We start from the raw sequence: 25,773 nt of genomic DNA on the forward strand, positions 1-25,773 counted from the left end.
GGCAATGTTCAGCTCATAATGTGACTCGCTTGTCGGCACTTCGGAACTGCGCAAATCCGCGAAACGGAAGGGCGGGAATCCCCAACTACTGGCCGCGAGGCAGCGCGCCCTATAGCGATGCGTTCCCGCATGGTCAAGCACGCAGGCTCGCACGCAGCTTTTCCCGTTCACGGCAAAAATTAACCACGCGCCCGATGCCGTGGGCACCATCCTATAATGGAGGGACGCTCCCCAATCGTAGGATTGTACGGCATGACCATTCGCAAACTCATCCAGCTCGGCGCTTTTGCGCTCCTTCTCCTCCTTGCTGTCGGCGGGACTATCGCGGCCATTGAGATCCGGGAGATCAGTATAGGTGGCCCAATCGAAACTCGCCAGCGGCAAACCGCGGAGCTGATGGCCGATGTCCTTCCTCCAGCAAACTACATCATCGAGCCTTTCATGTCCGTCACGCTCGCTCTCGAAGATTCCGAGCACAGCGCGCAGATCATCAATAATCTGGTCAGGATGGAAAAGGCATACCGCACGCGCAAGGACGTGTGGCTCAATGCGGATCTTCCACCTGGCGCCGCAGACAATATGCGCCAGGCTTATGAATGGGGCGACAAATTCTGGGCCTCGGTCGACAATCAGTTCATCCCCGCCATCCGGCGTGGAGACCGTGCCACGGCAGATCATTATCATGATACCGTGATCACGCCTGCGTTCGACCGTCACCGGGAGGCGATAGACAATGCCATAGCCGAAATTTCAGTGTATCAGGCGGATCTGGAGGAAAAGGCACAAGGCTCCCTCAAGCAGATCGACATGATCCTGGGTGTGGCCGCGCTGCTGGTTGTCACCTGCGTCGGGCTCTTCTGCTGGTCCATGCTCTCCCGCGTTTCCGCGCCGCTTGCCCGCACGGCAGAGACGATGCGAGCCATGGTGAACGGCGATCTTTCTGCCGCGATCGAGGGTGATACCCGGGCGGACGAGATCGGCGATGTCGCCCGAGCGCTCGTCAGCTTCCGCCAGGCCGAGGTAGACAAGCGCGCGCTCGAGGAAATGGGCCGGGCGCAACAGGCTGAGCGGACCCGCATCATTGACGCTCTTTCAGTCGCGCTGCGCCATCTTGCGAACGGCGATGTAAGCTATCGCATCGAGGACCAGTTCGAAGGCCAGTATGAGGAGTTGCGGCAGGACTTCAACTCCGCCCTCACCGCTATGGGCAGCGCGCTGCGCGCCGTGTCGGAAGCCTCGCACGCCATCCGCCTCGGCACCGGAGAGATTGCGCAGGCCTCAAACGACCTTTCGATCCGCACAGAGCAACAGGCCGCCGCGCTGGAGGAAACTTCCGCATCGATGACGACCGCCACCGGATCGGTACGCGAAACCGCCGATGCCGCCAAGGAGGCGAACAGCGCGGTGCAGGATGCGCATGACGCCGCCGAGCAGGGCGGACGCATCGTGCACGAGGCGATCGCCGCGATGGACGAGATCGAGAACAGCTCCAAGCAGATCAGCCAGATCATCGCGTTGATCGATAATGTCGCGTTCCAGACCAACCTGCTGGCGCTCAACGCGGCGGTAGAGGCGGCGCGCGCGGGCGACGCGGGCGATGGCTTCGCGGTGGTCGCCGCCGAGGTGCGCGGCCTTGCCCAACGCACGGCCGATGCCGCCAACGACGTGAAGAAACTCATCACCTCTTCGGCGCAGCAGGTGGAGAACGGCGTGCGCCTTGTGGGGCAAGCCGGCGAGACGCTCGATCATATCGTCGAGCGTGTGAGCGAGATCACCAAGCTGGTGCGCAACATCGCCGGATCTGTCGAAGAGGAATCGCTGGTGCTGGTTCAGGTCAACGCCGCCGTGGGCGAAATGGACCAGATGACGCAACAGAATGCCGCTATGGTTGAGGAGTCGACCGCGTCGGCTCGTAACCTCGCGAGTGAGGCTGAGTCGCTCGCCAAGTTGGTCGGCAACTTCCAGATCGACATGCCCAACAACGACCTGCCGATCACCAGCCGCACCTACCGCTCGGCTGGCAGCCTGGCAGACGCAGCGTGACGGCAGGAACTATGGCTGAACGGGCGCGGTCGGCGCTCCCTGTGGTACAGGCTGCGCAGGGGGCGTCGGCTGGGTCTGGGCAGGGACCGTTTGCGGCTCGGCGGCCTGGGGCGCCCCAACGGGCGCAGCTACGGGCGCCGGCTCCCCGCCTCTGCTTTCGCTGCTCTTCGCCGCTGCGGCATCGGCTGTTTCCCTGGCTGCCTCCTCCGCCATCTTTCTGATGCGATATTCCTCGCTATGCAGCGCCAGAATTTCCGCCTTGCGCTTGTTCAGATAATAAGTGCGCTGCGCCGCATAGGGGTTACCGCTCTCGCGGATTTCCTTCAGCTCGTCATCGAACTCCGCGCGCTCGTCCAGCGCGCTCAGGCCTCCCTTGGGCAGGGCATAATAAGGCGTATTGAATGGCTTGCCCGCCACCAGAGGCACCAGGCTCAGATCGATCACCCGGCCGAACACATCACGCACCGTGGTCGATCCGATCAGCGGCAGGAACAGATACGGCCCCGGCCCCACCCCATAATAGCCCAGCGTATCGGCCAGCCCGTTGGAGCGGCGGGGCAGATGAAACGGCTTTTTCTTGGCGACATCAATCAGCCCGGCGATACCGAGCGTGGAATTGATGCCGAAGCGCGCCACGGTCTCCAACGCCTTGCCGATCTTGAACTGCAGCAGGAAGTTGACGAACACGATCGGCTCATCAAGGTTGTTGATGACGTTGCGCACGCTCTTGCGCACCTTTTTCGGCACGCTTTCCTTATACTCCCGCGCGACCGGCCCGATGATCGCCTTGTCGACCGCCTGCACCGCCTCGTAACTCACCTGATTGACCGCCTGCGCCGGGTCGGACCGGGGGGCGCCGCGCTCGCCGGAGACGGTTATCACGTTCTGGCCATCGGAGGGTGCAGCGGCGTCGGGAGGGACTATTTGCGGAGGCGCTCCGGCAGCGGGAGGCGCCGCAGGGGCAATGATCTGCGGCGGTGCGCCTGCCGGCATCTTTGGGGCAGCCGCCTGTTCCGGCGAAGCACCGGGCGGCGGAGTGGTAAGCAACACGGGGGGCGGACCGCCCAGGCCGGAATTCGCCTGTCCGGGAGCCATCATCAATGTGATAGCGAGCAGAGACGCGCTCAAATCCGTCCTTCCCTGAAAATACCTTCGTATCCCAACCACACCCGCCAAAACGGCGATGTTGCCCCAACCGCGACCGGGCGTGGCCGTATCAACTGCCATATGCGCCCTAAGGTTCCGGTCAAGCGGGAATTCTTCCCCGGTCGGCGCGCGGGAACAGGGGCAATCAACGGAGATACTGTTTTTCAATACTTTACCGCTATCGCACACCGGTCGCTAACCATACTTCGAGTCTGCTGACCGATGCCCCTGTCTCGCCCTTCCACGTTCTTGCGCAAGTTCGGTCTGCCGCTGATCGGTGTAGTGACGGTTTTCCTAGCGATTGGCATCTCGCTGATGATCTGGATGACATACGAGCAGGACGCGCTGCAGATGGAGCAGGAGCGTAATCTCGCCAGCGCGGCGCTTCATTCGCGCGAAGAGTTCCTCACCCGCAACCTCGGCGACTATGGCGTGTGGAACGATGCGGTGCAAAACATGGTGCTCCGCCGCAACATCAACTGGGCAAACACGAATCTCGGCCCCTATCTCTACCAAATCCAGGGCTATGAATACAGCTTCGTCATCGGCCCGGACGACGAAATCATCTACAGCAGCTATCGCGACAAGCAACAGTCCATGAAACCGGAGGCTGTCTTCGGCAGGGACTATGCGCGAATGCTGAAAGAAATGCGCACCGCCCCGGCCGGGCGAGACAAACGCCTCGTCAGCCTCACAGTCGTCGGCGGCCGCCCTGCACTGATGGGCATGGCCGCCATCGTGCCCAGCGACGGGCAGGTGCATCTGCGCAGGGGCCAGCGGCCCACGATGCTGCTGTTCGCCAAGGAGCTTGATACGCCGCTGCTCAACGAGCTGGCTCGCAATTACAGCCTCAAGAACCTGACCATCCGTGTCGGAAAATCGGAACAGCGGCCCGACGGCATCACCCTCCACGCGTCCGATGGCCGGGTTATCGGATGCCTGCACTGGGATTCGGCTCGCCCTGGTTCGCGTCTTCGCATTGTCGTCCTCCCGTTTTCGCTGGCGTTCGCGCTCTGCTTCATCGGGGGCATATTGGCAGTGCTGCGCATGAGCCGCATCGCATTGGCGCAGGGGCAGAGGGCGCATGATAAGATTGTCGAACACAACGCACTGATGGCCGCGGAGCGCACGCGCCAGCAGGATCTGACGCGCGCGGTAGAGGCAGCACGGGCCGACAATGCCAAGCTCTTGGCCGAATCGGCGCAGGCCCATTTGCGCGCCGAAGCAATGCGAGATGCGGTGATGAAGGACATCGCCGACCGCATCGACCAGGAAGTGACCGCCTTCGTCTCCTCGCTCTATGACATGGTGTCGGAGCTGGGCAAGAAGTCCGGCGATCTGCGCCATTCGGCCGAATCCACTCATGTTTCCGCGCTTGATGTTCAGTCTGCCAGCGCCGCCGCGCGCCAGCGGCTGGACGACGTCATCAAGGCGACCGAGCATCTCGCGCACTCCTGTTCGTCAGTGCAGACACACACGCAGGTCACGGATCAGTCGCTCGAAGCCGCGATCGAGAAGGCAGGCGTGGTATCTCAGCGCATCGGCGATGTTGGCGAGGCGATAGGCCGCATCCGCAGCATCTCCGAAATGATCGGGGAAATCACCTCGCAGACCAACCTTCTGGCCCTCAACGCCACCATCGAGGCGGCGCGCGCGGGCGAAAGCGGGCGCGGCTTCGCGGTCGTCGCGGGAGAGGTCAAGGCCCTCGCCGCCCACACCGCCGGTCTGACACAGCAGGTAACCGAACAGCTGGCGGAAATCGCCGAGACCAAGCGCCGTGCGATTGAGGCGATCAAAGACCTGATCGGCGCGCTCAGCCCCGCCTCGCAGGCTGCGGAAACGATCGAGAATGTGGTGGCGGGCCAGTCGCTCTCGCTGGGCCAGGTCGACCGCAGCGTCGATCAGCTCGTCGCCCTCTCCGCCCGGCTGGAAAACATCGCAGGCGTCGCGGGCGAAGCAGCCAGTAACGGCATGAGGAACGTCGAGACCGTTTCCGGCATCGCCGATGAGGTGGCATCGAACGTCAACGAACTGCGCCTCAAGGTCGCCTCGCTCACCGATGAGCTGCGCCAGCCCGCCGCCGCCATCGTGATCTGACCGCCGGCACCCCGGCCCATGCACAACACGCTTAACGCATTTGCATATCGCGCGCGGCGGCGTCATGGGAATGCGGGGAAGGACAGATCCGTCAGGGGGCAGCTCTAGCGATGGCGCATGAAGGCGGCATGAAATACCGGCCGGATATCGACGGCCTGCGCGCCGTCGCGGTATTGAGCGTCTTCGCCTATCATCTGCGGCCCAATCTGCTCCCTTCAGGTGGCCTCGGCGTCGATATCTTCTTCGTCATCTCAGGCTATCTGATCGGCGGGATCATCCTGCGTGAGTGCGCAGCCGGCGAATTCTCGTTCCTGCGCTTCTACGAGCGGCGGCTGCGGCGGATCGTCCCCGCGTTGCTGGTGACCATCCTGGCGGTGCTGGGCGCTTCCGCGCTTCTCCTGATGCCGAGCGAACTGGAACAGGGCGGCATCTCGGCTGCAGCGGCGCTGCTTTCCGCGTCCAACCTCTATTTCTGGCACACGGTCGATTACTTCAACGAGGCTGCGGCGGACATGCCGCTGCTTCACACATGGTCCCTGGGGGTCGAGGAACAATTCTACATCCTCGCGCCGGTCATCCTTGCGCTGCTCGCGAAATATGCGCGCCGCGCGATCCTGCCCGCGCTGGTACTGATGCTCGTTGGTTCGCTCGCGCTCAATGTCAGCCAAGTGCAAAGCGCGCCGGTCGATGCGTTCTACCTGCCGCAGGGCCGCGCGTGGGAACTGCTGGCGGGCGTGATCCTCAACCGCCTGACATGGCCCGCGCTCGGCTCGCGCGGTGCGCGGGAAGTGGTGGCAGGGGCCGGCGCGGCGCTGATCTTGCTCAGCCTTGCACTGCTGCGCCCCGATATGGGCTGGCCCGGCCTTGCCGCCGTGCCGCCGGTGCTGGGCACCGCGCTCATCATCTGGGCGGGGCAACATGGCAGCAGCAGCATCGCCCGAGTGCTGGCGCTCAAACCCTTCCTCTGGGTAGGCCTCATCTCATACTCGCTTTATCTGTGGCATTGGCCCGCGATCGTCTTTGCGCGCGAGATCGCGCTGGTCGATGTGCCTTCCAACACTTTGAGCGCCGCCATCGTGACCTTCGCTTTCCTCGCCGCATGGGCAAGCTGGCGCTTTGTCGAGCAGCCGTTCCGCAAATCCACGACGATGCCCGGCCGCGCGCTGCTGCGCTGGACCGGCGGCGGCGCAGCTGTGGTCCTTGGCCTGTGCACGCTGCTCGTTGTCGCCAAAGGCTTCCCCGCCCGGTTCGATGCCGAGACGGTGCGCATCGCCAGCTTCGTGCAAGGCGCGGAAGACAATCCCTGGCGCCGCTGCATCCTGACCGAGCGTGACGACCCGGCCAAATTCCCGGCAGACTGCCTCGCACCTGTCGTCAAAGCCGGCGAGCGGCGCATACTGCTGCTCGGAGACAGCCACGCCAACATGTTCCGCCCGGCGCTCGACGCACTGCCCCATGCCCGCGTGATGGAGGCGACTTACGCTGCGTGCGCGCCCGACGATGCGCTTGACCCGCAGGCTGCGCAGACCCCTTGCGGCCTGCTCCTCCGCAAGGCTCTTGATGCCGCCGCGCGCACCAAGCCCGATCTCATTGTCGTCAGCTGGCAGGTAAAGCGCCTGCGCCCCGCACAGGTGACTGCGCTGGGCGAACGCCTCAAGCGCATTGGCGCGCCGATCCTCGTTATCGGCCCTACGCCCGAATATAGCGTGCGCGTGCCCAAGCTGATGGCGGCGGCGCGGGTGCGCGGCGAGCCTGATCTGCCGCCGCGTTACCTGAGTCGCCATATCTGGCAGGCCGACGCCCGCCTCGCCCCGCTGGCACGCCAGTTCGGCACATACCTCTCGCCCCGCACGGCGCTATGCGACGCGGCAGCCAAGCAATGCCTGCTGACCGCCGGGCGTGACCCGGCCTATTACGACCGCCAGCACTTCAACGGGCCTGGCGCGAAGGCGATCTTTCAACAAATGGTGCGCGAGCAGCTTACGACGGAAGAGCGGACGCGGATTGGCGTGTGAAAACCAAATCGCCTACAGCACCACAACCGTCATCCCGGACTTAGCCTTGCCCGAAAAAGCCTGTGCTTTTTCGCGGCAATGCTTGATCCGGGATCCAGCTTTTCAAGCGCTGAGCCTCGTTCACTGGATCCCGGATAGCGCGATTTCCTGTCCAAATCCTCGCGGATTTGGAGAAAATCGGCTTCCGGGATGACATAGTGGCGACTTCAACGGCCCCTAAAACAGCTGCTTGCGTATGCTGATCGTAATCGTCCGCCCCAGCGGATCGAGCTGCGAACCCGAATAGGCCGGTGGTGTCGCACCGGTGCCGTCCGTCACCCGCTGCCGCGCGTTGAAGATGTTGCCCACGCCTACGCTCATGCGCGTTCCGAACAGCCACGGATGATCGCGCAGCACAGACGGTATCTGCCCCAGATTGACGAACAAGCGCAAATTGACGGTGGCAAGATCGCCGAAGCGCAGGTTGCCGGAGGCTGCGCCGCCGGGGTCTCGCACCCGCGCCGCGCTCTGCCAGTTGGCCGTGAGCCGCCCGCCGAGCCAGCCGCGATTATAGCCCGCCGTCGCCTCCACCTCATGCCGCGGCTGGGGCGCGCCGCCATTCAACGTGCCGCCGCCCAACAGGTCGATCTCGCTCTGCCCCGCCAGCAGCGTCGCTTTTTCGGTCAGGTGGATGCTGTGATAGAGCGAGAAGCTGAGGCGGCCGCCTCCGCCGCCGCGCCCGCCAAAGCCGCCACCGCCAGGTCCACGCCCGCCACCGGGCGCCCCCTGCGCGCCATCACGCCCGCTGCCCTGCCCTGCACCCGGCGGCCCGCCGGGGAAGCGCTGCGCCATATAAGCGCGCATCGCGTCGATCTGCGCCTGCGGCGTCTTCAATGTCTTGGAGAAATTGACGCCCCAGCGCAGCACATCGCTCGTCTGGCGCGCAATATTCACAGGGCGCGCATCGACCGCGATCAGCATGCCCGTGGGATCCCGCACGAAGCGCCCGGCGTATGCCGCCTCGCTCGCGGCGGTGAGCGCGGGCAGCGCGACGATGCCGTTGTCGGTGCGGCGGCCGGTATAATCGAGCGTGAAGCCGAGATTGGGCTTGTCGAGCAGCTTGAGGTTCAGGCCGAGCCGCCACTCGCGCAGCTGCGCCTTTTCCAGCGCGGGATTGCCGCCGGACGTGCGCCGCACCAGCACGCTCTGCCCGCGCACATAGTCGAAAAAGCGCACCGCATCTGTGTCGATCTGCGGATCACCCAGCTGCTGGACCGTCGGCGCGGTCTCGGCATCCTTGTAGGAACCGACCACGCTCACGGTCTTGACCGGGGCCCAGCTGAACCCGCCGCCGAACGCGCGCACGGTACCGAAGTCTGACAGTGTCTCGCCCTGCACGTTGGCGTTCAACGAAAGGTCGCCGATCCAGCGGGTCGGGCTGTCCAGCACGGGCACGTCGATGTTGAGCGCGCCCAAGCCGCTGGTGCGCTTGAGCGCGGCAGCGCGGGTGGTACCGCGCTGGAAAGAGCGGCTGTCGAAGCGGCTCAGCGTCCCGCCCACGCGCCCGGTCAGCGATATGTCGCCTGCGGGCAGCCGCGCGATCGGCCCGTTAATGCTAATGTCACTCACTAGCACATCGTCATTGCTGCGCGCCTGATCCGCCGGCTGTCCAGCCGGTGTCCGCGTGGAAATAGCCCTCGACTCCCCATGGTCATACGCCGTCGTCCACGTCCCGCGCCAGCGCGCGACATCGAGGTTCATCGTGCTGCCCAGCCGCGCGGTCTGGCTGCTCGTGGTGCGGGTCTGGTCACCCACCGCGCCCGTGAGCGCGCGCGTCTCATCCGTCGTCACCACGCCGTTGACGCTGGCGGTCAGCCGCTCGGACAGCGGGTGGTGATAAGAGGCGTTCGCCTCGAACTGCTCGCCCGCCGCGATCAGCGAGCGCCCGGTCACCCCCGCCCCGCCGATCAACCCGCGATCAGCCTCGGTGAGCAGGTCGGTGCTGGTATATTCGGCAGCAAGGCTGAAGCGCGCGCCATCCCGCACAGAGAAATAGCTGGCCTCGGCGTTGGTGCGCCCGCCGCCACCCTCGGTCGCGAGGCGTTGCCGCCCATCCAGCGTCCAGGCGCGGAAGCGTTTGCGCAGCACGAAGTTGACGACCTTCTGATCCGCCGGATAGCCATATTTGAGGGCGACCTGCTCGGGCAGCACATCGACCCGCGCGATCGCCTCGGAAGGGATGCGCTCTATCTCCTGCCGCCCGGAAACGCGCCGCCCTTCGAGCAGGATCAGCGGAGCGCCGCCGCCTGTCCCCCGGATCTGCGGCGCGAGTTCGCTCAGGATCTCGCTGACGCTGCTGACGCCCAGCGCCCGCACATCCGCCCCGCCCAGCGTGACCTCCGGTTTGATCTCGCCCAGCGCCGCGCCGGGCAGCCGGGTCGACGCCGTGACGACAATCTCGTCCTCGGCCTGCTCGTCCTGCTGCGCGTTGGTGGTCTGCTGCTGCGCGTAAACAGGTGCGGGTGCAAGGGTCGCAGCGAAGCAGGCAGTCAGGAGGAGCGGGCGCATATACGGCAATCCTTGGCGGCTAAACTCTCGTCCGGCAAGCGCGCCTCTCCCTTCGCATTTGCTCGCAGCGAGCGATAAGGTGCGGCCGATGAACCGCCGCTGACTCTGGCGCGCGCCTAGCCCAACCGCGCCAGCGCCGCAGCCAGCCGCTCCGCCTCGGCGGATTTCTCCGCATGATCCGCGCGCGCCTTCTCAACCGCCTCGGGCTTGGCCTTTTCGACGAACGCCGGGTTGTTGAGGCGGCCTTCGAGCGACTTCGCTTCCTTGCTCACCGCTTCGAGTGCCTTCGCAAGCCGCGCCTTCTCAGCGGGGACGTCGATCAAGCCTTCGAGGCCAAAAGTGTATTCAACCCCCTTTGCCGCAAACGGGACTGCCGAACCAGGAATGGCAAAGCTTGTTTGAGACTCTTCTACCCGATCTTCCTGCCTCCCACTCTCACTATTGATGCGAATCCCGGAGTTGAAAAAAACTACCGCTTGCAGCTTTCCGATACGAGCAAGTGCAGGGCCATGCTTAGAAAAGCGTGAGATCAATATCTGGCGGGTGGCGTCATCCAGCTTGCGACTGTCAGGCCCGATAATGATCCTTTGCCCCGGCGGAATCCCCACTTCCGTTCGGATAGAACGCAAGTTTGCTAGAAGCTCCACAACCCACTCCACCTCAGCCTTTGCTTGCGGGTCCACCGCCGCCCCCGGCTCCGGCCATTTGGCGACGATCAGCTCATAGTCCCGTGTCCCGAGCGCGTGCCACAGTTCCTCGGTGATGAACGGCATGAACGGGTGCAGCATTACCAGTATCTGGTCGAGCACCCACCCCGCGACCACCTTGGTCTCGTCGTCCAGCGCGCCCTTGATGAGTTCGAGATACCAGTCGCAGAACTGATCCCACACAAAATGATAGATCGCGTTCGCCGCGGCGTCGAAGCGCAGCTCGGCGAGCGCCTTGTCCAGCGCGGCGACGGTTTCCACCACCTCGCCGATGATCCATTTGTTGACCGCGAGCGTTGCGGGCGGTGCCGCGACCGCAGAGGACGCGCCGATGCCGTTGCTCATGGCAAAGCGGGTCGCGTTCCACAGCTTGGTCGCGAAGTTGCGATATCCCTCGACGCGCTTTTCATCCATCTTCACGTCGCGGCCCTGGCTCTCCATCGCCGCCATGAAGAAGCGCAGAGCATCTGCGCCATAGCGGTCAATGAGGCCGAGCGGATCGACGACATTGCCCTTGGACTTGGACATTTTCTGCCCGTCCGCCGCGCGCACAAGGCCATGCAGATAAAGCCGCTTCCACGGCACATCCTTCATGAAGTGGATGCCCTGCATCGCCATCCGCGCATCCCAGAAGAACAGGATGTCGAAACCGGAGATCAGCAGGTCATTGGGGTAGTGGCGCTGCAGTAAGCCCCTCCCCTGCAGGGGAGGGGTTGAGGTGGGGTGTTGCCCCACATCCTGCACTTGGCTGAGAGCCCCCACCCCCGGCCCCTCCCCTGCAGGGGAGGGGTGATGTTCTCCCTCCGGCCAGCCGAGCGTCGCGAACGGCCAGAGGGCGGAGGAGAACCATGTGTCGAGGACGTCCGTTTCTTGATAAATCCATATATTGTTTGGATCATTACCCTTGCCAGTGAGGCTTGGGAGCATGTTCAGAGTTGTCACCTCAACCGGAAGAGCATGACCCGCGTTTGCGTAATATCTCTCAGCTTGAATCAACGCATCTAACTGTGTGTCAGCAACAAAAACCTCTACGTTGGTCATGCCAAGATCATACATGATCTTGCCGTTGGAGACTTTAGGTCCGAACCACGCCGGAATACGATGCCCCCACCACAATTGCCGCGAGACGCACCAGGGCTGGATATTCTCCATCCAGTTGAAATAGGTCTTCTCCCAGCTCTTCGGCACGATCTCTATCGCGCCGGACTTTACCGCCTCGATCGCGGGCTGTGCCAGCGTCGCAGCGTCGACATACCACTGGTCGGTCAACCACGGCTCGATCACCACGCCCGAGCGGTCGCCATAGGGCGTCTGGATTGTGCGCGGTTCGGCGTCGTGTTCGGTCTGGTTGCCTTCCTTGTCCTTGGTGACGTGGGGGATCAGCAGGCCGAGCGCCTTCATCTGCGCGACCACGGCCTTGCGCGCCTCGAAGCGGTCCAGCCCGAGATAGTCCGCCGGGATGAGGCCATCCGCCGTCTGCACCACGCGCGCATCGGCATCGAGCATGTTGAGCATGTCCGCCGCCTTGATCCCTGCGCGCCTGCCGACCTCGAAGTCGTTGAAATCATGGCCCGGCGTGATCTTGACCGCGCCCGAACCCAGCTCCGGATCGGCATGGTCGTCCGCCACGATGGGAATGCGCCGCCCGGTAATAGGCAGGATGACGAACTTGCCGATAACGGACTGATAGCGTTCGTCCGCGCCGTTGATCGCCACCGCCATATCGGCGAGCATCGTCTCGGGTCGGGTCGTCGCTACCTCAATGAATTCGCGCCCGTCATCCAGCCTTGCGCCGTCAGCCAGCGGATATCTGAAGTGCCAGAAGCCGCCCTGCACCTCGCGCGTCTCGACCTCAAGGTCAGAAATAGCGGTCTTGAGGCCGGGGTCCCAATTCACCAGTCGCTTGTCGCGATAAATCAGCCCCTCGTTATAGAGATCGACGAACACCTTGACGACAGCGCGCGTGAAATGCGGGTCCATCGTGAACTGCTCGCGGCTCCAATCCATCGAGCAGCCGAGACGGCGGAGCTGACCAGTGATCGTGCCGCCGCTTTCGGCTTTCCATTCCCAGACCTTGTCGATGAACTGCTCGCGCGTGTAATTGGTGCGCTTGTCCTGACGCGCCTCCAGCTGGCGCTCGACCACCATCTGCGTCGCGATGCCGGCATGATCGGTGCCTACCACCCACAGCGCATCCTTGCCGCGCAGACGCTCATAGCGGATGACGATGTCCTGCAAAGTGTTGTCGAGCGCGTGGCCGATATGCAGGCTGCCCGTCACGTTGGGCGGCGGGTTCACGATCGTGAAGGGCTGCGCGTCGGGCCTCTCGGGCCGGAACAGGCCGTTCGCCTCCCAATGCTGATACCAGCGCGCCTCGATAGAGGCGGGATCAAATGTTTTCGCAAGCTCGGTCATGGGCTAGCCCACTAGAGCATTTTCAGAAAAAGTGGGAACCGGTTTTTCGCCCGAAAATACGAAAAAACGATGCGCGCTTATGCCGGAGAGGTCAATTCGCGGATGCAGCATCCGCGCCCGCGATTACAGCGGACGCCCGGTGATCCGCGCGATTTCCTTCGCCACCATACCCTCAACAAGGCGGGGCAGATTGGCGTCGAGCCAGTCCTTCATCATCGGACGCAGCATTTCGCGCACGAGGCCTTCCAACGTGTTTTCCGCTGCTTCCGGCTCGCTGGGTTTGATCATCAGCGACGACAGCGCCGCAAGTGAGGACCGGGTGGCCGCTTCGCTAGCCTGCGAGACGATGGATTCGGCCGACGGCGATGAAACGGGTGCAGCAGTTTCCATGGCGACCTCTTCGTCTATCCGCTCAGCCGAAACCTCGTCGGCCATGTCAAAGCTGCTGTCCAGCTCCAGCGCGATATCGTCGAGCGAAAGCGTCTCATCGACCAGTTCGTCGAGCACAACAGGGCTATCCGCCTTGATCGCCTGGCCCACACGCGGCATTTCCTCGGTCAGCTCCAGCACCTCGTCGACATAGGAGGATGCCGCGATGCCATCGTCGGCGTCCTTGGCCAAGCTGGCAACGACAGCCTTGCGGCGCGATTCGCGATCCGTGTCGCGGCGCGCAGCTGATTTCGGCTCCTTGCGCGGGGGGATTTCCCCATCCTCAGCAATTATCCGCTTGATAGAAGACAGAATTTCCTCCATCGACGGCTCCTTACTCATATCACCCATGTCTGATCACCTGCTGCCCACGCCCCCATAATCCGGCGCACATTGACATGGTTAAAATCTGTGTCAAGCACTGTGCTGAACGCAGATTTACGCGCCTTTTGCCCGAAATTCAAAAGACGAAGCCGGCTTTCTCCGATTCGAAACCCGCAGCTCGCACCATGTCCATGTCGGCAAGCGCGATCAGGCCAACGACGCCCCCCGCCTTGCGCCCGCTCATGAGCCGGGTCACGCCGCGCTCGATGACGCCACAGGCCACGCGGCCACCCTCGGCAAGCTGGGCCGAAAGCGCGTCAGGAAAGGCATCGACAGCGCCGTCGATCAGGATGGCATCATAAGGCCCATTTTTGGCGTCGCCCTTCGCCGAACCGGCCTTCACTCTCACCACCTCGGCACCCATATGGCTCAGCAGCGCGGCTGTATAGCCTGTCACATCCCCCAGCAGCAGCACCTTGTCACCCGCCTCGATCTGCGCGGCGGTTAGCAGTCGGCCGGTTGCGAGCGGCGGGTTCATCGCTCCGCCATCGCCCAGAGGAACGGGGCGGTCTATATAGCAGGTTTCGCGCCGCGCGGCGGGTACGAAGTCTTCGCGCGGGACAGACGCCATCGCGGCGATAACCGCAGGGTCGTTAACATCGCTGGTGCGAAGCTGGCTTGCCACCATGGCGGCGCGCATCGCCGGAAAATCGACCTTGCTCATAGTGCCTCCCGAATCGCGGCGTCGGGCCGCGCCTGTTGCTGACCCAGCCCTCTAGTCCAATGATCCCACATTCGTCCAGCCTGCCACAATTTACTGCGCGGTCCAGCCGCCATCGACCGAAATATTTGCCCCGGTGATGTTCGCTGCGGCATCGGAACACAGGAACAGCGCTGTGGCCGCCACCTGCTCAACCGTGACAAACTGCTTGGTGGGCTGGCCGGCGAGCAACACATCGTTCATCACCTGCTCGCGCGTCATGCCCCGCGCCTTCATAGTGTCCGGAATCTGATTCTCGACCAGCGGCGTCCAGACATATCCGGGCGAGATACAGTTGGCTGTGATACCGAACGTCGCGGTTTCGAGCGCGATCGTTTTGGTCAGTCCGGCGATCCCGTGCTTGGCGGTGACATAGGCACTTTTGAATGGAGAGGCGGTGAGCGAATGGGCCGAGGCGGTCTGGATGATCCGACCCCACTTCTGCTGCTTCATATAGGGAATGGCCAGGCGCGAAGTGTGGAAGGCGGAGCTGAGGTTGAGAGCGATGATAAGGTTCCATTTCTCAGCCGGAAACTCCTCCACTGGCGCGACATGCTGCAACCCGGCATTATTGATGAGTATGTCCACCCCGCCAAAGATATTGGCGGCCTCCTGCATCATCGCCTCGATCTGATCGGTCCGAGTGAGGTCATGCCCACAATAAAGAACGCGCGCGCCGCTCTGCGCTTCGAGCGCCTGCCGCTCCCGCTCTATCGCCTCGGCATCACCGAAACCGTTAATGACGAGGTTTACACCCTCGGCCGCCAGCGCCTTCGCATACGCGAGACCGATGCCGGAGGTGGAGCCGGTAATCAGTGCGGTTTTGCCCTTGAGCGTCATGTGATCCCCATGTCTGTTCCGCGCCAGATTGCGCTGCACCGCAATAAGGCTAATTTGCGACAGCGCCAAGCCCCGCAGCCTTTTCTTGTTTGCGGAATTACCTTACTTCACACTACCGCACACCAAGGGAGAGAGCGATGCGCCTCGACGACGAACAGGAAAGCAGCAACTTCGAAGTCCAGCGAGGCGGCGGAGGCTTTGGCGGTGGGTTCGGCGGAGGAAATCTGCTCGGTTTCTTGCTCCCCATGATCGGCTCCCGCTTCGGGTGTGGCGGAATCGCGGTGGTGTTGCTGATCTTCGCGGTGATGGGCGGCGGACTGAACCTCGGCTCGATGTTCGGCGGCGGCAGCGCGCCCAATGTGCAGAGCTCGCAAGATGCTGCGCAGCTGACCGAGACTCAGCACTGGTCACTCAAAGTGCTTGGATCGACGGAGCGGGTGTGGGGGCAGGTGTTCGGCCAGAGCGGCCAGCAATATCAGCCTGCTACGCTGGTCTTCTATTCCCAGAGCGGCATGTCCGGCTGTGGTGCGGCGCAATCGGCCATGGGCCCGTTCTACTGTCCCAACGACCAGCGGATCTACCTGGATACCGATTTTTTCAACGAGCTGAAAACCCGCTTCGGCTCGCCGGGCGATTTCGCGCAGGCTTATGTTATCGCGCATGAGGTCGGCCACCATATCCAGGATCTGGAAGGCACATTACGCAAGGCGCATGATTTTCAAGGGCGCGCCAGCGAGGCGGAAGGCAACGCCATGCAGGTGCGGGTGGAGTTGCAGGCGGATTGCTATGCCGGGGTGTGGGGGAAGCTGACGGGTCTTATGGAAGCGGGCGATCTGGAGGAAGGCCTTCGTGCGGCGCAGGCGATCGGCGACGATACGCTTCAGCGCGATGCCGGGCGTACGCCAATGCCGGACAGCTTCACCCATGGCTCTTCGGAGCAGCGGATGCGGTGGCTGAAGCGTGGCCTGGATACCGGCGACCCGGCGCAATGCGATACGTTCAGCGGAGAGGTGTGAGAGAGAGTGGTCATTGGCATGCGACCCGAGAGCGACACAGCTCTTGCCAATGACCCTTGCTGCGTCGCCTGTGGGCTTCGGGAGGTCAGTCTTAGGGGGTGAACGCGCCTCTATGGGATCGCTGTAAAAGAGTCATGTCCCGCAGTTGGACACCTTGATTTACCTCTGGCGGTGAGGGCGGGATTATGATTCCATCGAGTTGCAGCGATGGAGGCGTATGTGTCGGTTCAGCGTGGGTTTTTCGATCTGGATGAGCGGTATGCGGCGTTGTCGGCGGCGGGCGATCCGTTGGAGAAGTTGAACGGACTGATCGACTTCGAGATTTTCCGGCCCGCGCTGGATGCGGCCCTGCAGCGTTCCGATGGCAGCAAGGGCGGCCGACCGCCGATGGACCCGGTCATGATGTTCAAGACGTTGATCCTGCAGACACTCTACGGCTTGTCGGATGGGCAAGCGGAGTTCCAGATTCTGGACCGGCGCAGTTTCGGACGTTTCCTCGGTCTCGACGATGGCGACAACACGCCCGACGAGACGACGATCTGGCGCTTCCGCGAGGCACTCGTGCGCGCCAATGCCGTCGACGCCCTGTTTGCCCGGTTCGATGCCCATCTCAAGGATCAGGGCTACCTGGCCATGGGCGGCCAGATCCTCGACGCCAGCATTATCGCCGCCCCGCGCCAGCGCATGACCAACGAGGAGCGCGCCATCGTCAAGGACGGCGGCATTCCCGAGGGCTGGGCCACCAAGCCGGCGAGGCTGGCGCAGAAGGACCGTGACGCGCGCTGGACGCTCAAGCGCGGGCGGCGGAAGAAAGGGCCCGACGGCAAGCTCATGGCCGAGATCGCCACGCCCATCTTCGGCTACAAATCCCACATCGGCATCGACCAGCGCCACGGCTTCATCCGTACATGGTCCGCCAGCGATGCCGCCCGCTACGATGGCCGCGAACTGCCCGGCCTGATCGATGCGGAAAACACCGGCAGTTCGATCTGGGCGGATACGGCCTATCGCAGTCAGAAGAACGAGCGGGCCATCCTGCGCGCGGGGCGCGTGTCGAAAATCCACTTCCGGCGTGCGCCTGGCAAGCCGCTGCCTGTGCAGCGCCAGCGTGCCAATGCCGCGCGTTCCAAAATCCGATCCGCCGTCGAACACGTCTTCGCCACGCAGAAACACAGGATGGGCCTGTTCATCCGCACCATCGGCATCGAGCGCGCCAAAGCCAAGATCGGCCTCGCCAACATCGCTTTCAACTTCAAACGTTTCCTCTACTGGGAAAGCCGAACGGCCACGACGTGATCAGACGCTGCTCAGGCCGGAACACGTGGTTCTCCCCTCCAGCGGCCGGAGCGCGATGAACGCATGGCCGTAAATCCGCCTGCTGACCATCCCACACGTTGAAGACAACCCTGGAACCCGGTAAATCAAGGTGTCCAGCTGCGTGACAATAAAAATTCCCCAAAAACCGAGATATCTTCGCAAGAAAAAGGGGCTGCCGAAAATATTCCGCAGCCCCTTTTCATGGCTTTACAAATCGAGGATCAATCCTGAGTCAGAAAATCCGGCAGACCACCCGGCGCATCATCTTCGCCGCCGGAGCGCTCGGGCATCGGGCCGCGCTCTCCACGGTCCCGATCGCGGCCGCCGCCACGACGACGGTCACCCCGATCCCGCCCGCCGCGATCGCCCCGATCTCCACGCTCACGCGGTTCGCGCGGCGGGCGAGTGTCTTCCAGCTCCTCGCCGGTTTCCTGATCAACAACGCGCATCGACAGGCGGACCTTGCCGCGATTGTCGATCTCGAGCACCTTGACCTTGACCTCCTGGCCTTCGGAAACGACGTCTCCCGGCTTCTCGACGCGTTCATTGCGCATCTCTGAGACGTGGACGAGACCGTCCTTGCCGCCCATGAAGTTCACGAACGCACCAAAATCGACGATGTTGACGACCTTGCCGTTATAGATCTTACCGACCTCCGGCTCCTCGACGATGCCGAGGATCCAGGCCTTGGCAGCCTCGATCTGCTTGATGTCCGACGAGCTGATCTTGATGACGCCCTCGTCGTCGATGTCGACCTTGGCCCCGGTCTCCGCGACGATCTCGCGGATCACCTTGCCACCCGTGCCGATGACATCGCGGATCTTCGACTTGTCGATCTGGATCGTCTCGATGCGCGGCGCGTGCGCCGACAGCTCAGAGCGGACCTCGCCCAGTGCCTTGCTCATCTCTCCAAGGATGTGCGCGCGGCCTGCATTGGCCTGGGCCAGTGCAGCCTTGAAGATTTCCTCGGTGATACCAGCGATCTTGATATCCATCTGCATCGTGGTGATGCCTTCGGACGTACCAGCGACCTTGAAGTCCATGTCGCCGAGATGATCCTCGTCACCGAGAATATCCGAGAGAATGGCGAACTCCTTGCCCTCAAGGATGAGGCCCATTGCGATGCCTGACACCGGACGCTTCAAGGGCACGCCGGCGTCCATCATCGAGAGCGAACCACCGCAAACCGTCGCCATCGAAGAAGAGCCGTTCGACTCGGTGATGTCTGAGAGAACGCGGATAGTGTAGGGGAACTCTTCCTTGGTGGGCAGCACAGGGTGCAGCGCGCGCCAAGCGAGCTTGCCATGGCCAACTTCGCGACGACCCGGAGCGCCGAAGCGACCCACTTCGCCGACCGAATAGGGCGGGAAGTTGTAGTGCAGCATGAAGCGCTCATAGTGCAGACCGTCCAACCCGTCGATCATCTGCTCGGCGTCCTTGGTGCCGAGTGTGGTGGTGCAGATTGACTGCGTTTCACCACGAGTGAACAGCGCCGAACCGTGGGTGCGCGGCAGGAAGCCAACGATCGCCTCGATCGGGCGGATCTGCGTGGTGGTGCGGCCGTCGATACGCTGGCCGTCCTTGAGGATCGCGCCACGAACGATGTCGGCCTCCAGCTTCTTCATCGTCTTATTGGCGACCATCTGTGTCTGCGGGCTTTCCTCCGCGAACGCCGCCTTCGCCTTGGCGCGCGCTTCGTTCAGCGCGTTGGACCGCTCGGACTTGTTGGTGAGCTTGTAGGCAGCAGCAATATCCTTGCCGACGAGGTCCTTGAGCTTCGCCTTCATCTCGACCGTGTTGTCGGACAGGTCGATTTCCCACGGATCCTTCGCCGCCTTCTCGGCCAGCTTGATGATCGCGTCGATCACCTTGCGGCTCTCGGCATGAGCAAACATCACCGCGCCGAGCATTTCGTCCTCGGTCAGCTCCTGGGCCTCGGACTCGACCATCATCACCGCGTCTTGCGTCGCCGCAACCACGAGGTCGAGCCGACCTTCCGCGACTTCCGTAAGCGACGGATTCAGCTGATATTCGCCATCCTTGAAACCGACGCGCGCCGCGCCGATCGGCCCCATGAACGGCACACCCGAAATGGTGAGCGCAGCCGAGGCCGCTACCATCGCCAGAATATCGGGCTCAGTCTCGCCGTCATAGCTCATGACCTGGGCGATGACGTTGATCTCGTTGTAAAAACCTTCGGGGAACAGCGGACGCACCGGGCGGTCGATCAGACGGGAGACCAAAGTCTCCTTTTCGGTCGCGCCGCGCTCACGCTTGAAAAAGCCGCCGGGTATGCGCCCGGCTGCGGAGTATTTCTCCTGATAGTGAACGGTGAGCGGGAAGAAATCCTGCCCTTCCTTCACCGATTTGGCCGCCGTGACTGCGCACAGCACCACCGTTTCGCCATAGGTCGCGAGCACTGCGCCATCGGCCTGACGGGCAACGCGGCCCGTTTCGAGCTTGAGGGTCTTTCCGCCCCACTCGATTTCGACTGTCTTTACATCAAACATTGGTTTTCCTTCCACCCACCGGCCCTATTGCGCGGCGGGGCTTGCAGAGTGCGGGCAAAGCCGGCCCGCAGCGGTACGGAGGCATTCTCTTCGCCTCCTCATGTCAGAGCCATGCCGGATTGCATGGCCTCCGAATCGAAACGGCCCCGTTTGGGGCCGCCTCCTTGCGCTCAACCTTACTTCCGTAGGCCCAGCTTTGCAATCAGCGCCTCGTAGCGGCCCTGATCTTTCTTCTTCAAATAATCCAGCAGGCTGCGGCGCTTGTTGACCAGCATCAGCAGGCCGCGGCGGCTGTGATTATCCTTATGGTGGCCCTTGAAGTGCTCGGTGAGGTTCGAAATGCGCTCCGAAAGGATCGCGACCTGCACCTCGGGAGAACCCGTATCGCCCTCATTCTGGGCATGTTCCTTGATCAGCGCGCTCTTGCGCTCAGCTGTAATCGACATCGGCTTCCTTTCTATAATCAGAGATTGAAGCCCCGCACGACCCGGATTTCCAGGCCGGAACCTTCCACCAGCGCGATGGGCGTTTGGCCCTCCGTCGCCAGCATCAGACCCTGCTTGCGGGGGTCTCCCGCCAGTACTTTGCCCTGCCTGAGGGCCAGCGCCTGATCGGGAGTGACGGGCAGAGCCGGGATGTCGTCCAGCCCAACCGTCAACGGCAGCACATACTGCACGATGGTGCGGCCCTTAGCAGCTTGCGTAATTTTGTCCAGCGAAATCGCGGATTTCAGGGTGAATGGCCCGGCCTTGGTGCGGCGGAGCATCGTCACATGGCCAACCGTGCCGAGCGCGAGGGCAATATCGCGCGCGAGGGAACGGATATAGGTGCCCTTGGATACGGTGGCGGAAAGGGTCACGCACTCCGCATCGCAGGCGAGCACTTCGAGCGCGTGGATCGTCACGGCGCGGGTTTTGAGCGTCACTTCCTCGCCTGCCCGCGCGAGATCATAAGCACGACGGCCATCCACTTTCAGCGCCGAGTAAGCGGGCGGCATCTGTTCGATCGGGCCGGTAAAGCGCGGGAGGATGGCCTCCACTTCCGCCAGGGCCGGGCGTGCATCACTGGTGGCGATCACCACCCCTTCCGCGTCCAGCGTGTCGGTCTTCTCCCCAAATTTCACACAAAAATCATAGGCCTTGTCGCTATCGAGCATCCGCCCGGCGAGCTTGGTTGCCTCGCCCAGAGCGATGGGGAGCACTCCCGAAGCCAGCGGATCGAGTGTCCCGCCATGGCCGATCTTGACCTTGGGGTATCCCGCCTCACGCAGACAGCGCTTGACCGCCGCGACCGCCTGCGTGCTGCCCAGACCATAAGGCTTGTCGAGGATGATCCAGCCGTGGAGGGCGCTCACGGGTGGGCCGCCCGCCAGTCATCCGCCAAGATCGCATATAGGGCGGTGTCGCGCACATATCCGGTCCAGGTAACCCGGTTCCTGCGCAAAATCCCCTCTCGCACGGCACCCAGCTTTTCCATCGCCGCCATCGAGCGCGCATTGCGGGTGTCGACTGTGAATTCGATCCGCCAGAAGCCGCAGCCGATCGCGTGGTCGATCATTAGCTGCTTCATGCGGCAATTGACCCCGGTGCCCCGCGCTGCGGGTTCGATATAAGTGCCGCCGATCATCACCGTTCCATTTGCCGGGTCGGGGGTGATATAGCTGGTCGTGCCGATCACCGCGCCGTCCAGCAGCACAGTAAATCGTACCCACCCCTGCTCGCCGTGAAAGCGCTTGAGCATCGCTTCAGCATCCTCGCAGAGCATATTGACGGGATAGATCTCCCATATGTCACGGTCACGCGCGCAGGCATCGAGCAGCGGCCCGGCATGCTCGGCCTTGAACGGAACCAAACTCACATTGCCGTCCGTGAGTTCCTGTTCGAGGGCATTGCCGGGCTGGCTCATTCCTCGCTTAAGTCCCGCGCCACCTTGGGGTCGCGCAACAGCGCCTCTATATGACTGCCTTCATCGAAACTCTCGTCAATGATGAACTTGAGCTTGGCCGCGTTCTTCATCTTTACGCGCTTGGCCACCTCTCGCTGGAGATAGGCGGTGTTCTGGCGCAGCGCCTTCAGCACCGCCTCCTCGTCCCGTCCCAACAGCGGCTTCACGAACGCTGTGGCATGGCGCAGGTCAGGCGTCATCCGCACTTCGGTCACACTCACCATATGGCGGGCGAGTATGTCGTCGTGCACATCGCCGCGCTGAAGGATATCCGCCAGCACATGGCGCACCTGCTCGCCTACGCGCAGCAGGCGGACGGAAGCGCCCTCATTCCCGGCCATGTCCCATCCCTTTCAGCGAGGGTCACAACACCCGCGCGCGTTCCTCTACCTCGAACAGCTCCAGCATGTCGCCAGGCTTGATGTCGTTGGTGTCGGCCAGCACCGCGCCGCATTCCAGACCTGCGCGCACCTCGGCCACATCGTCCTTGAAGCGGCGGAGCGAGGCGATGGTCGTCGCCGAGACAATGACATCGTTGCGGGTGAGGCGCGCGTTGATACCCTTGCGGATGAAGCCATCGACCACCAGCATACCGGCGGCCTTGTCCTTCTTGCCTGCGGGGAACACTTCCTTGATCTCCGCCCGGCCGACGACCGTTTCGATCCGCTCCGGCGCAAGCTGGCCCGCCATCTCATTGCGGGCTTCCTCAAGCAGGTCATAGATCACGTCATAATAGCGCAGGCTGATCTTCTCGCGCTCGGCAAGCTGGCGTGCCTTGGCGTTGGGGCGCACGTTGAACCCTATCAGCGGCGCGCGGCTGGCGGCAGCCAGAGTCACGTCACTCTCGGTGATCGCACCGACGCCCGAATGCAGCACCCGCACCTTGATCTCGTCCGTGGAAATACGGTTGAGCGAGGTGACAATCGCCTCGACCGAACCCTGCACGTCGCCCTTCACAACCACAGGATACTCGATCTGGGTGGTATTGAGCGCCGAGAACATATGCTCGAAGCTGGTCGGCGCAGAGGTCGTCCGCTTTTTCGTCGCCTGTTCGGCGCGATAGGCGGCGACCTCGCGGGCGCGCGCCTCGTTCTCCACGACCGAGAGCTGGTCGCCCGCCATCGGCACGCCGGAAAGACCCAACACCTCAACCGGCATAGACGGCCCGGCTTCCTTGACGTTCTGGCCCTTGTCGTTGACCATCGCGCGCACCCTGCCGCTCTGCTCGCCGACGACGAAGATGTCGCCCACTTTGAGCGTACCGCGGCCGACGAGAATGGTGGCAACCGCGCCGCGCCCCTTGTCGAGCTGCGCCTCGATCACCCGGCCCTCTGCCGCGCGATCGGGGTTGGCCTTGAGCTCCAGCAGTTCGGCCTGAAGCAGGATTTTCTCAATCAGCGTGTCGAGGCCGATCTTCTTGAGCGCGGAGACTTCGACGTCCTGCACCTCGCCGCCCATTTCCTCGACCATCACCTCATGCTCCAGCAGGCGCTCACGCACGCGCTGGGGGTTGGCGGTATCAAGATCGACCTTGTTGATCGCCACGATCATCGGCACGCCGGCCGCCTTGGTGTGGTTGATCGCCTCGATGGTCTGCGGCATCAAGCCGTCATTCGCGGCGACGACCAGCACGACGATATCGGTCACGTTTGCACCGCGTGCGCGCATCTCGGTGAAGGCTTCGTGGCCCGGCGTATCGAGGAAGGTGATGACCTCGCCTCCCTTCGCCTTGATCTGATAGGCGCCGATATGCTGAGTGATGCCACCCGCTTCGCCCGCCACTACATCGGTACCGCGCAGCGCATCCAGAAGGCTGGTCTTGCCATGGTCGACATGGCCCATGATCGTGACGACGGGCGCACGGGACTTGAGCGTCTCGGGCGCATCGACATCCGCGCCGGTGTCGATCTCGACATCCGCGTCGGACACGCGTTGGATGCGGTGGCCGAACTCCTCAACCAGCAGCTCCGCCGTATCCTGGTCGATCGTCTGGTTGACCGTAACCGGCATGCCCATCTTGAACAGCGCCTTCACCAGATCCGCACCCTTTTCGGCCATGCGGTTGGCAAGTTCCTGCACCGTGATCCCCTCTGGCACCACAACATCACGCACCTGCTTTTCGCGCGCCTGCTGGCTGCCACCATGTGTGCGGCGATATTCCTTTTCGCGCGCGCGCTTGAGCGCGGCAAGGCTGCGGGCGCGGGCGCTATCGTCGTCAGACAGCGCGCGGTTGACGGTCAGCTTGCCCGACTGGCGGCGATCATGATCGCCCCGCTTTGCGCGGTCAGGCTTGGCGGCGGGTTCGGGCCGCTTGACTGGCAGGACGGGCGTGAAGCGCCGTGGTGCGGGGCGGGCATCGTCCGTCCCTTCTTCCCCTGCACCAGCGGTCGACGGTGCGGCATCAACCTCTGCCGTTGCCATCTCCGGCTCCGGCGCAGGCGCTGTTTCTGGCGCTGGAGCAGCTTCGCTCTCCTGCTCAGCACGGCGGTTTTCTTCTGCCCGGCGCTTTTCTTCCTCGCTCGCGGCAAGGCGTGCGGCTTCCTCACGGCGGCGCGCATCTTCCAGCGCGGACATGCGGGCCTCCTCGGCCTCGCGCAGCAGCTTCGCCTGCATCTCCTGACGGCTCATCAGGTCGTTGCGCGGCGGCGGAGGCGCGGCGGGACGCGGCGCCGGCGCTACGGGGGCAGCAGGCGCAACCGGCGCGGGCGCGGCGACCACAGGCTCCGGCGCGGCGATCGGAGCCTCGCCAGGCTTGCCGATGATGCGACGGCGCTTTACCTCGACCACGACGGTGTTTTTCCGCCCGTGGCTGAAGCTCTGCTGCACCTGACCCGATTCTACCGTCCGCTTGATGCCCAGCGGCTTGCGGCCCAGAACCGGCTTGTCTTCGTTGCTGTCACTCATCGACTTTGTTCAACCTTCTCAACTTCAAACACCAAAATGCGGCATGGCCCATGTGCAAGGCCGCCGCTCAGTCATCATGCCCGATGGACATATCCGCCGTACCGGCCCTAACCCGCGCCTCCGGCGATCGTTCTTCTGCCGCACTGTTAGCGCATCCGGCATAGCTTTGCCAGCGGCTTAACAGCGCACCGATCCGCTCCGCCGCGCCGGGGTTCGTCACCGCGATGTGGACGACGTTCTCTCGCCCCAAAGCCTGAGATAGAGGCTCGCGGCCTACGGGCAAGACCATGCCCGCCAATTCCTGACCTTCGGCCTCCTCGCCTACCCGCCATGCCTGATCGAGCTTGCGGCGCCCATCGGGCGCGGCGTCGGCGGCGTGGAGCAACATGCTCACCTGCCCGCGCCGCGCCGCGACATCGATCTTCTCGGAGCCGGTAATGAGATTGGACGCGCGCGCCTCAAGGCCCAGCCGTTCCATCGCCTGCCGTTCGAGCGCGCTTTCCACCAGCCCGCCCAGATCTGCTGGGATCACGATTTCCCCGGTCTTGAATGCTCGTGCCAAAGCGGCTTTGAGCTTGCCGTTGCCCAGTGCCTTTTCCAGCGCCGCGCGCGGCACGCCGATCCACGCGCCCCGCCCCGGCGCCTTCGCGCGCACATCGGGCATCACCGCGCCGTCGGGCGCAAGCGCGAGGCGCACCAGATGCTCTGGCGCGGCGCGGTCTCCGCTCAGGATGCAGCGGCGCTCGGTCATGAGAGCGC

At 63.3% G+C, this 25,773-nt stretch carries 18 protein-coding genes; 5 read left to right on the top strand and 13 right to left on the bottom strand.

Annotated elements, in window-relative coordinates; translation table 11 throughout:
• The first annotated feature begins 252 nt into the window (after positions 1–252).
• On the top strand, positions 253–2,043 hold the full coding sequence (locus OOT33_RS07510) for a methyl-accepting chemotaxis protein (RefSeq protein ID WP_307749393.1): 1,791 nt from the start codon (positions 253–255) through the stop codon (positions 2,041–2,043).
• Positions 2,044–2,052: 9 nt separating this feature from the next.
• On the opposite strand, the gene OOT33_RS07515 is transcribed toward OOT33_RS07510, so the two are convergent.
• Positions 2,053–3,171, bottom strand: a complete 1,119-nt coding sequence (locus OOT33_RS07515) for an MlaA family lipoprotein (protein ID WP_307749394.1) — start codon at positions 3,169–3,171, stop codon at positions 2,053–2,055.
• Positions 3,172–3,411: 240 nt separating this feature from the next.
• Here OOT33_RS07515 and OOT33_RS07520 point away from each other — a divergent pair, with 240 nt between their 5' ends.
• Together OOT33_RS07520 and OOT33_RS07525 are read left to right on the top strand one after the other, a co-directional pair.
• Positions 3,412–5,286 (top strand): methyl-accepting chemotaxis protein, encoded by a 1,875-nt coding sequence (locus tag OOT33_RS07520; RefSeq protein ID WP_307749395.1) that lies wholly within the window; start codon positions 3,412–3,414, stop codon positions 5,284–5,286.
• Between the two features lie 128 nt (positions 5,287–5,414).
• Positions 5,415–7,301, top strand: a complete 1,887-nt coding sequence (locus OOT33_RS07525) for an acyltransferase family protein (RefSeq protein ID WP_307749397.1) — start codon at positions 5,415–5,417, stop codon at positions 7,299–7,301.
• 216 nt (positions 7,302–7,517) lie between these two features.
• On the opposite strand, the gene OOT33_RS07530 is transcribed toward OOT33_RS07525, so the two are convergent.
• The 5 genes from OOT33_RS07530 to OOT33_RS07550 form a co-directional block, all read right to left on the bottom strand.
• Positions 7,518–9,848, bottom strand: coding sequence for a TonB-dependent receptor (locus OOT33_RS07530; protein WP_307749398.1), 2,331 nt, complete (start codon positions 9,846–9,848; stop codon positions 7,518–7,520).
• Between the two features lie 116 nt (positions 9,849–9,964).
• A complete protein-coding gene (locus tag OOT33_RS07535) occupies positions 9,965–12,970 on the bottom strand; it encodes a valine--tRNA ligase (protein WP_307749399.1) in 3,006 nt (1,001 codons plus the stop codon).
• 123 nt (positions 12,971–13,093) lie between these two features.
• Complete coding sequence (locus tag OOT33_RS07540; RefSeq protein WP_307749400.1) at positions 13,094–13,750, bottom strand: DUF2497 domain-containing protein; 657 nt, start codon at positions 13,748–13,750, stop codon at positions 13,094–13,096.
• Positions 13,751–13,859: 109 nt separating this feature from the next.
• The gene (locus OOT33_RS07545; RefSeq protein ID WP_307749401.1) at positions 13,860–14,447 is read right to left on the bottom strand and encodes a protein-L-isoaspartate O-methyltransferase; all 588 of its coding nucleotides are present in this window, start codon (positions 14,445–14,447) and stop codon (positions 13,860–13,862) included.
• A gap of 90 nt (positions 14,448–14,537) precedes the next feature.
• A complete protein-coding gene (locus OOT33_RS07550) occupies positions 14,538–15,323 on the bottom strand; it encodes a 3-hydroxybutyrate dehydrogenase (RefSeq protein ID WP_307749402.1) in 786 nt (261 codons plus the stop codon).
• Positions 15,324–15,460: 137 nt separating this feature from the next.
• Here OOT33_RS07550 and OOT33_RS07555 point away from each other — a divergent pair, with 137 nt between their 5' ends.
• Both OOT33_RS07555 and OOT33_RS07560 read left to right on the top strand, forming a co-directional pair.
• Positions 15,461–16,339 carry a neutral zinc metallopeptidase gene (locus tag OOT33_RS07555; RefSeq protein WP_307749404.1) on the top strand — a complete coding sequence of 293 codons (879 nt, stop codon included), beginning with the start codon at positions 15,461–15,463 and terminating at the stop codon, positions 16,337–16,339.
• Positions 16,340–16,558: 219 nt separating this feature from the next.
• Positions 16,559–17,635, top strand: coding sequence for an IS5 family transposase (locus OOT33_RS07560; protein ID WP_307748048.1), 1,077 nt, complete (start codon positions 16,559–16,561; stop codon positions 17,633–17,635).
• A gap of 242 nt (positions 17,636–17,877) precedes the next feature.
• On the opposite strand, the gene pnp is transcribed toward OOT33_RS07560, so the two are convergent.
• The 7 genes from pnp to OOT33_RS07595 form a co-directional block, all read right to left on the bottom strand.
• Complete coding sequence (gene pnp, locus OOT33_RS07565; protein ID WP_307749405.1) at positions 17,878–20,166, bottom strand: polyribonucleotide nucleotidyltransferase; 2,289 nt, start codon at positions 20,164–20,166, stop codon at positions 17,878–17,880.
• Between the two features lie 176 nt (positions 20,167–20,342).
• Positions 20,343–20,612 (bottom strand): 30S ribosomal protein S15, encoded by a 270-nt coding sequence (rpsO, locus tag OOT33_RS07570; RefSeq protein WP_307749406.1) that lies wholly within the window; start codon positions 20,610–20,612, stop codon positions 20,343–20,345.
• A gap of 17 nt (positions 20,613–20,629) precedes the next feature.
• On the bottom strand, positions 20,630–21,520 hold the full coding sequence (gene truB / locus OOT33_RS07575) for a tRNA pseudouridine(55) synthase TruB (RefSeq protein ID WP_307749407.1): 891 nt from the start codon (positions 21,518–21,520) through the stop codon (positions 20,630–20,632).
• Complete coding sequence (locus OOT33_RS07580) at positions 21,517–22,071, bottom strand: GNAT family N-acetyltransferase (protein WP_307749408.1); 555 nt, start codon at positions 22,069–22,071, stop codon at positions 21,517–21,519. The genes truB and OOT33_RS07580 overlap by 4 nt, the downstream gene beginning before the upstream one ends.
• The gene (gene rbfA / locus OOT33_RS07585) at positions 22,068–22,451 is read right to left on the bottom strand and encodes a 30S ribosome-binding factor RbfA (protein ID WP_307749409.1); all 384 of its coding nucleotides are present in this window, start codon (positions 22,449–22,451) and stop codon (positions 22,068–22,070) included. The genes OOT33_RS07580 and rbfA overlap by 4 nt, the downstream gene beginning before the upstream one ends.
• A gap of 22 nt (positions 22,452–22,473) precedes the next feature.
• The gene (gene infB / locus OOT33_RS07590; protein ID WP_307749410.1) at positions 22,474–25,014 is read right to left on the bottom strand and encodes a translation initiation factor IF-2; all 2,541 of its coding nucleotides are present in this window, start codon (positions 25,012–25,014) and stop codon (positions 22,474–22,476) included.
• Positions 25,015–25,081: 67 nt separating this feature from the next.
• On the bottom strand, positions 25,082–25,765 hold the full coding sequence (locus OOT33_RS07595) for a DUF448 domain-containing protein (protein ID WP_307749411.1): 684 nt from the start codon (positions 25,763–25,765) through the stop codon (positions 25,082–25,084).
• Positions 25,766–25,773: the final 8 nt, after the last annotated feature.

Source organism: Sphingobium sp. DEHP117 (assembly GCF_030867385.1).
Classification (GTDB): Bacteria; Pseudomonadota; Alphaproteobacteria; order Sphingomonadales; family Sphingomonadaceae; genus Sphingobium.

What these genes read in the sequence shown, in the direction of transcription:
- OOT33_RS07520 (WP_307749395.1), top strand. Translation starts at nt 3,412, where the DNA reads ATGCCCCTGTCTCGCCCTTCCACGTTCTTGCGCAAGTTCGGTCTGCCG.
- OOT33_RS07510 (WP_307749393.1), top strand. Translation starts at nt 253, where the DNA reads ATGACCATTCGCAAACTCATCCAGCTCGGCGCTTTTGCGCTCCTTCTC.
- OOT33_RS07545 (WP_307749401.1), bottom strand. Translation starts at nt 14,447, where the DNA reads ATGAGCAAGGTCGATTTTCCGGCGATGCGCGCCGCCATGGTGGCAAGC.
- OOT33_RS07530 (WP_307749398.1), bottom strand. Translation starts at nt 9,848, where the DNA reads ATGCGCCCGCTCCTCCTGACTGCCTGCTTCGCTGCGACCCTTGCACCC.
- OOT33_RS07580 (WP_307749408.1), bottom strand. Translation starts at nt 22,071, where the DNA reads ATGAGCCAGCCCGGCAATGCCCTCGAACAGGAACTCACGGACGGCAAT.
- rbfA (WP_307749409.1), bottom strand. Translation starts at nt 22,451, where the DNA reads ATGGCCGGGAATGAGGGCGCTTCCGTCCGCCTGCTGCGCGTAGGCGAG.
- pnp (WP_307749405.1), bottom strand. Translation starts at nt 20,166, where the DNA reads ATGTTTGATGTAAAGACAGTCGAAATCGAGTGGGGCGGAAAGACCCTC.
- infB (WP_307749410.1), bottom strand. Translation starts at nt 25,014, where the DNA reads ATGAGTGACAGCAACGAAGACAAGCCGGTTCTGGGCCGCAAGCCGCTG.
- OOT33_RS07525 (WP_307749397.1), top strand. Translation starts at nt 5,415, where the DNA reads ATGAAATACCGGCCGGATATCGACGGCCTGCGCGCCGTCGCGGTATTG.
- OOT33_RS07535 (WP_307749399.1), bottom strand. Translation starts at nt 12,970, where the DNA reads ATGACCGAGCTTGCGAAAACATTTGATCCCGCCTCTATCGAGGCGCGC.
- OOT33_RS07540 (WP_307749400.1), bottom strand. Translation starts at nt 13,750, where the DNA reads ATGGGTGATATGAGTAAGGAGCCGTCGATGGAGGAAATTCTGTCTTCT.
- OOT33_RS07550 (WP_307749402.1), bottom strand. Translation starts at nt 15,323, where the DNA reads ATGACGCTCAAGGGCAAAACCGCACTGATTACCGGCTCCACCTCCGGC.
- OOT33_RS07595 (WP_307749411.1), bottom strand. Translation starts at nt 25,765, where the DNA reads ATGACCGAGCGCCGCTGCATCCTGAGCGGAGACCGCGCCGCGCCAGAG.
- OOT33_RS07555 (WP_307749404.1), top strand. Translation starts at nt 15,461, where the DNA reads ATGCGCCTCGACGACGAACAGGAAAGCAGCAACTTCGAAGTCCAGCGA.
- rpsO (WP_307749406.1), bottom strand. Translation starts at nt 20,612, where the DNA reads ATGTCGATTACAGCTGAGCGCAAGAGCGCGCTGATCAAGGAACATGCC.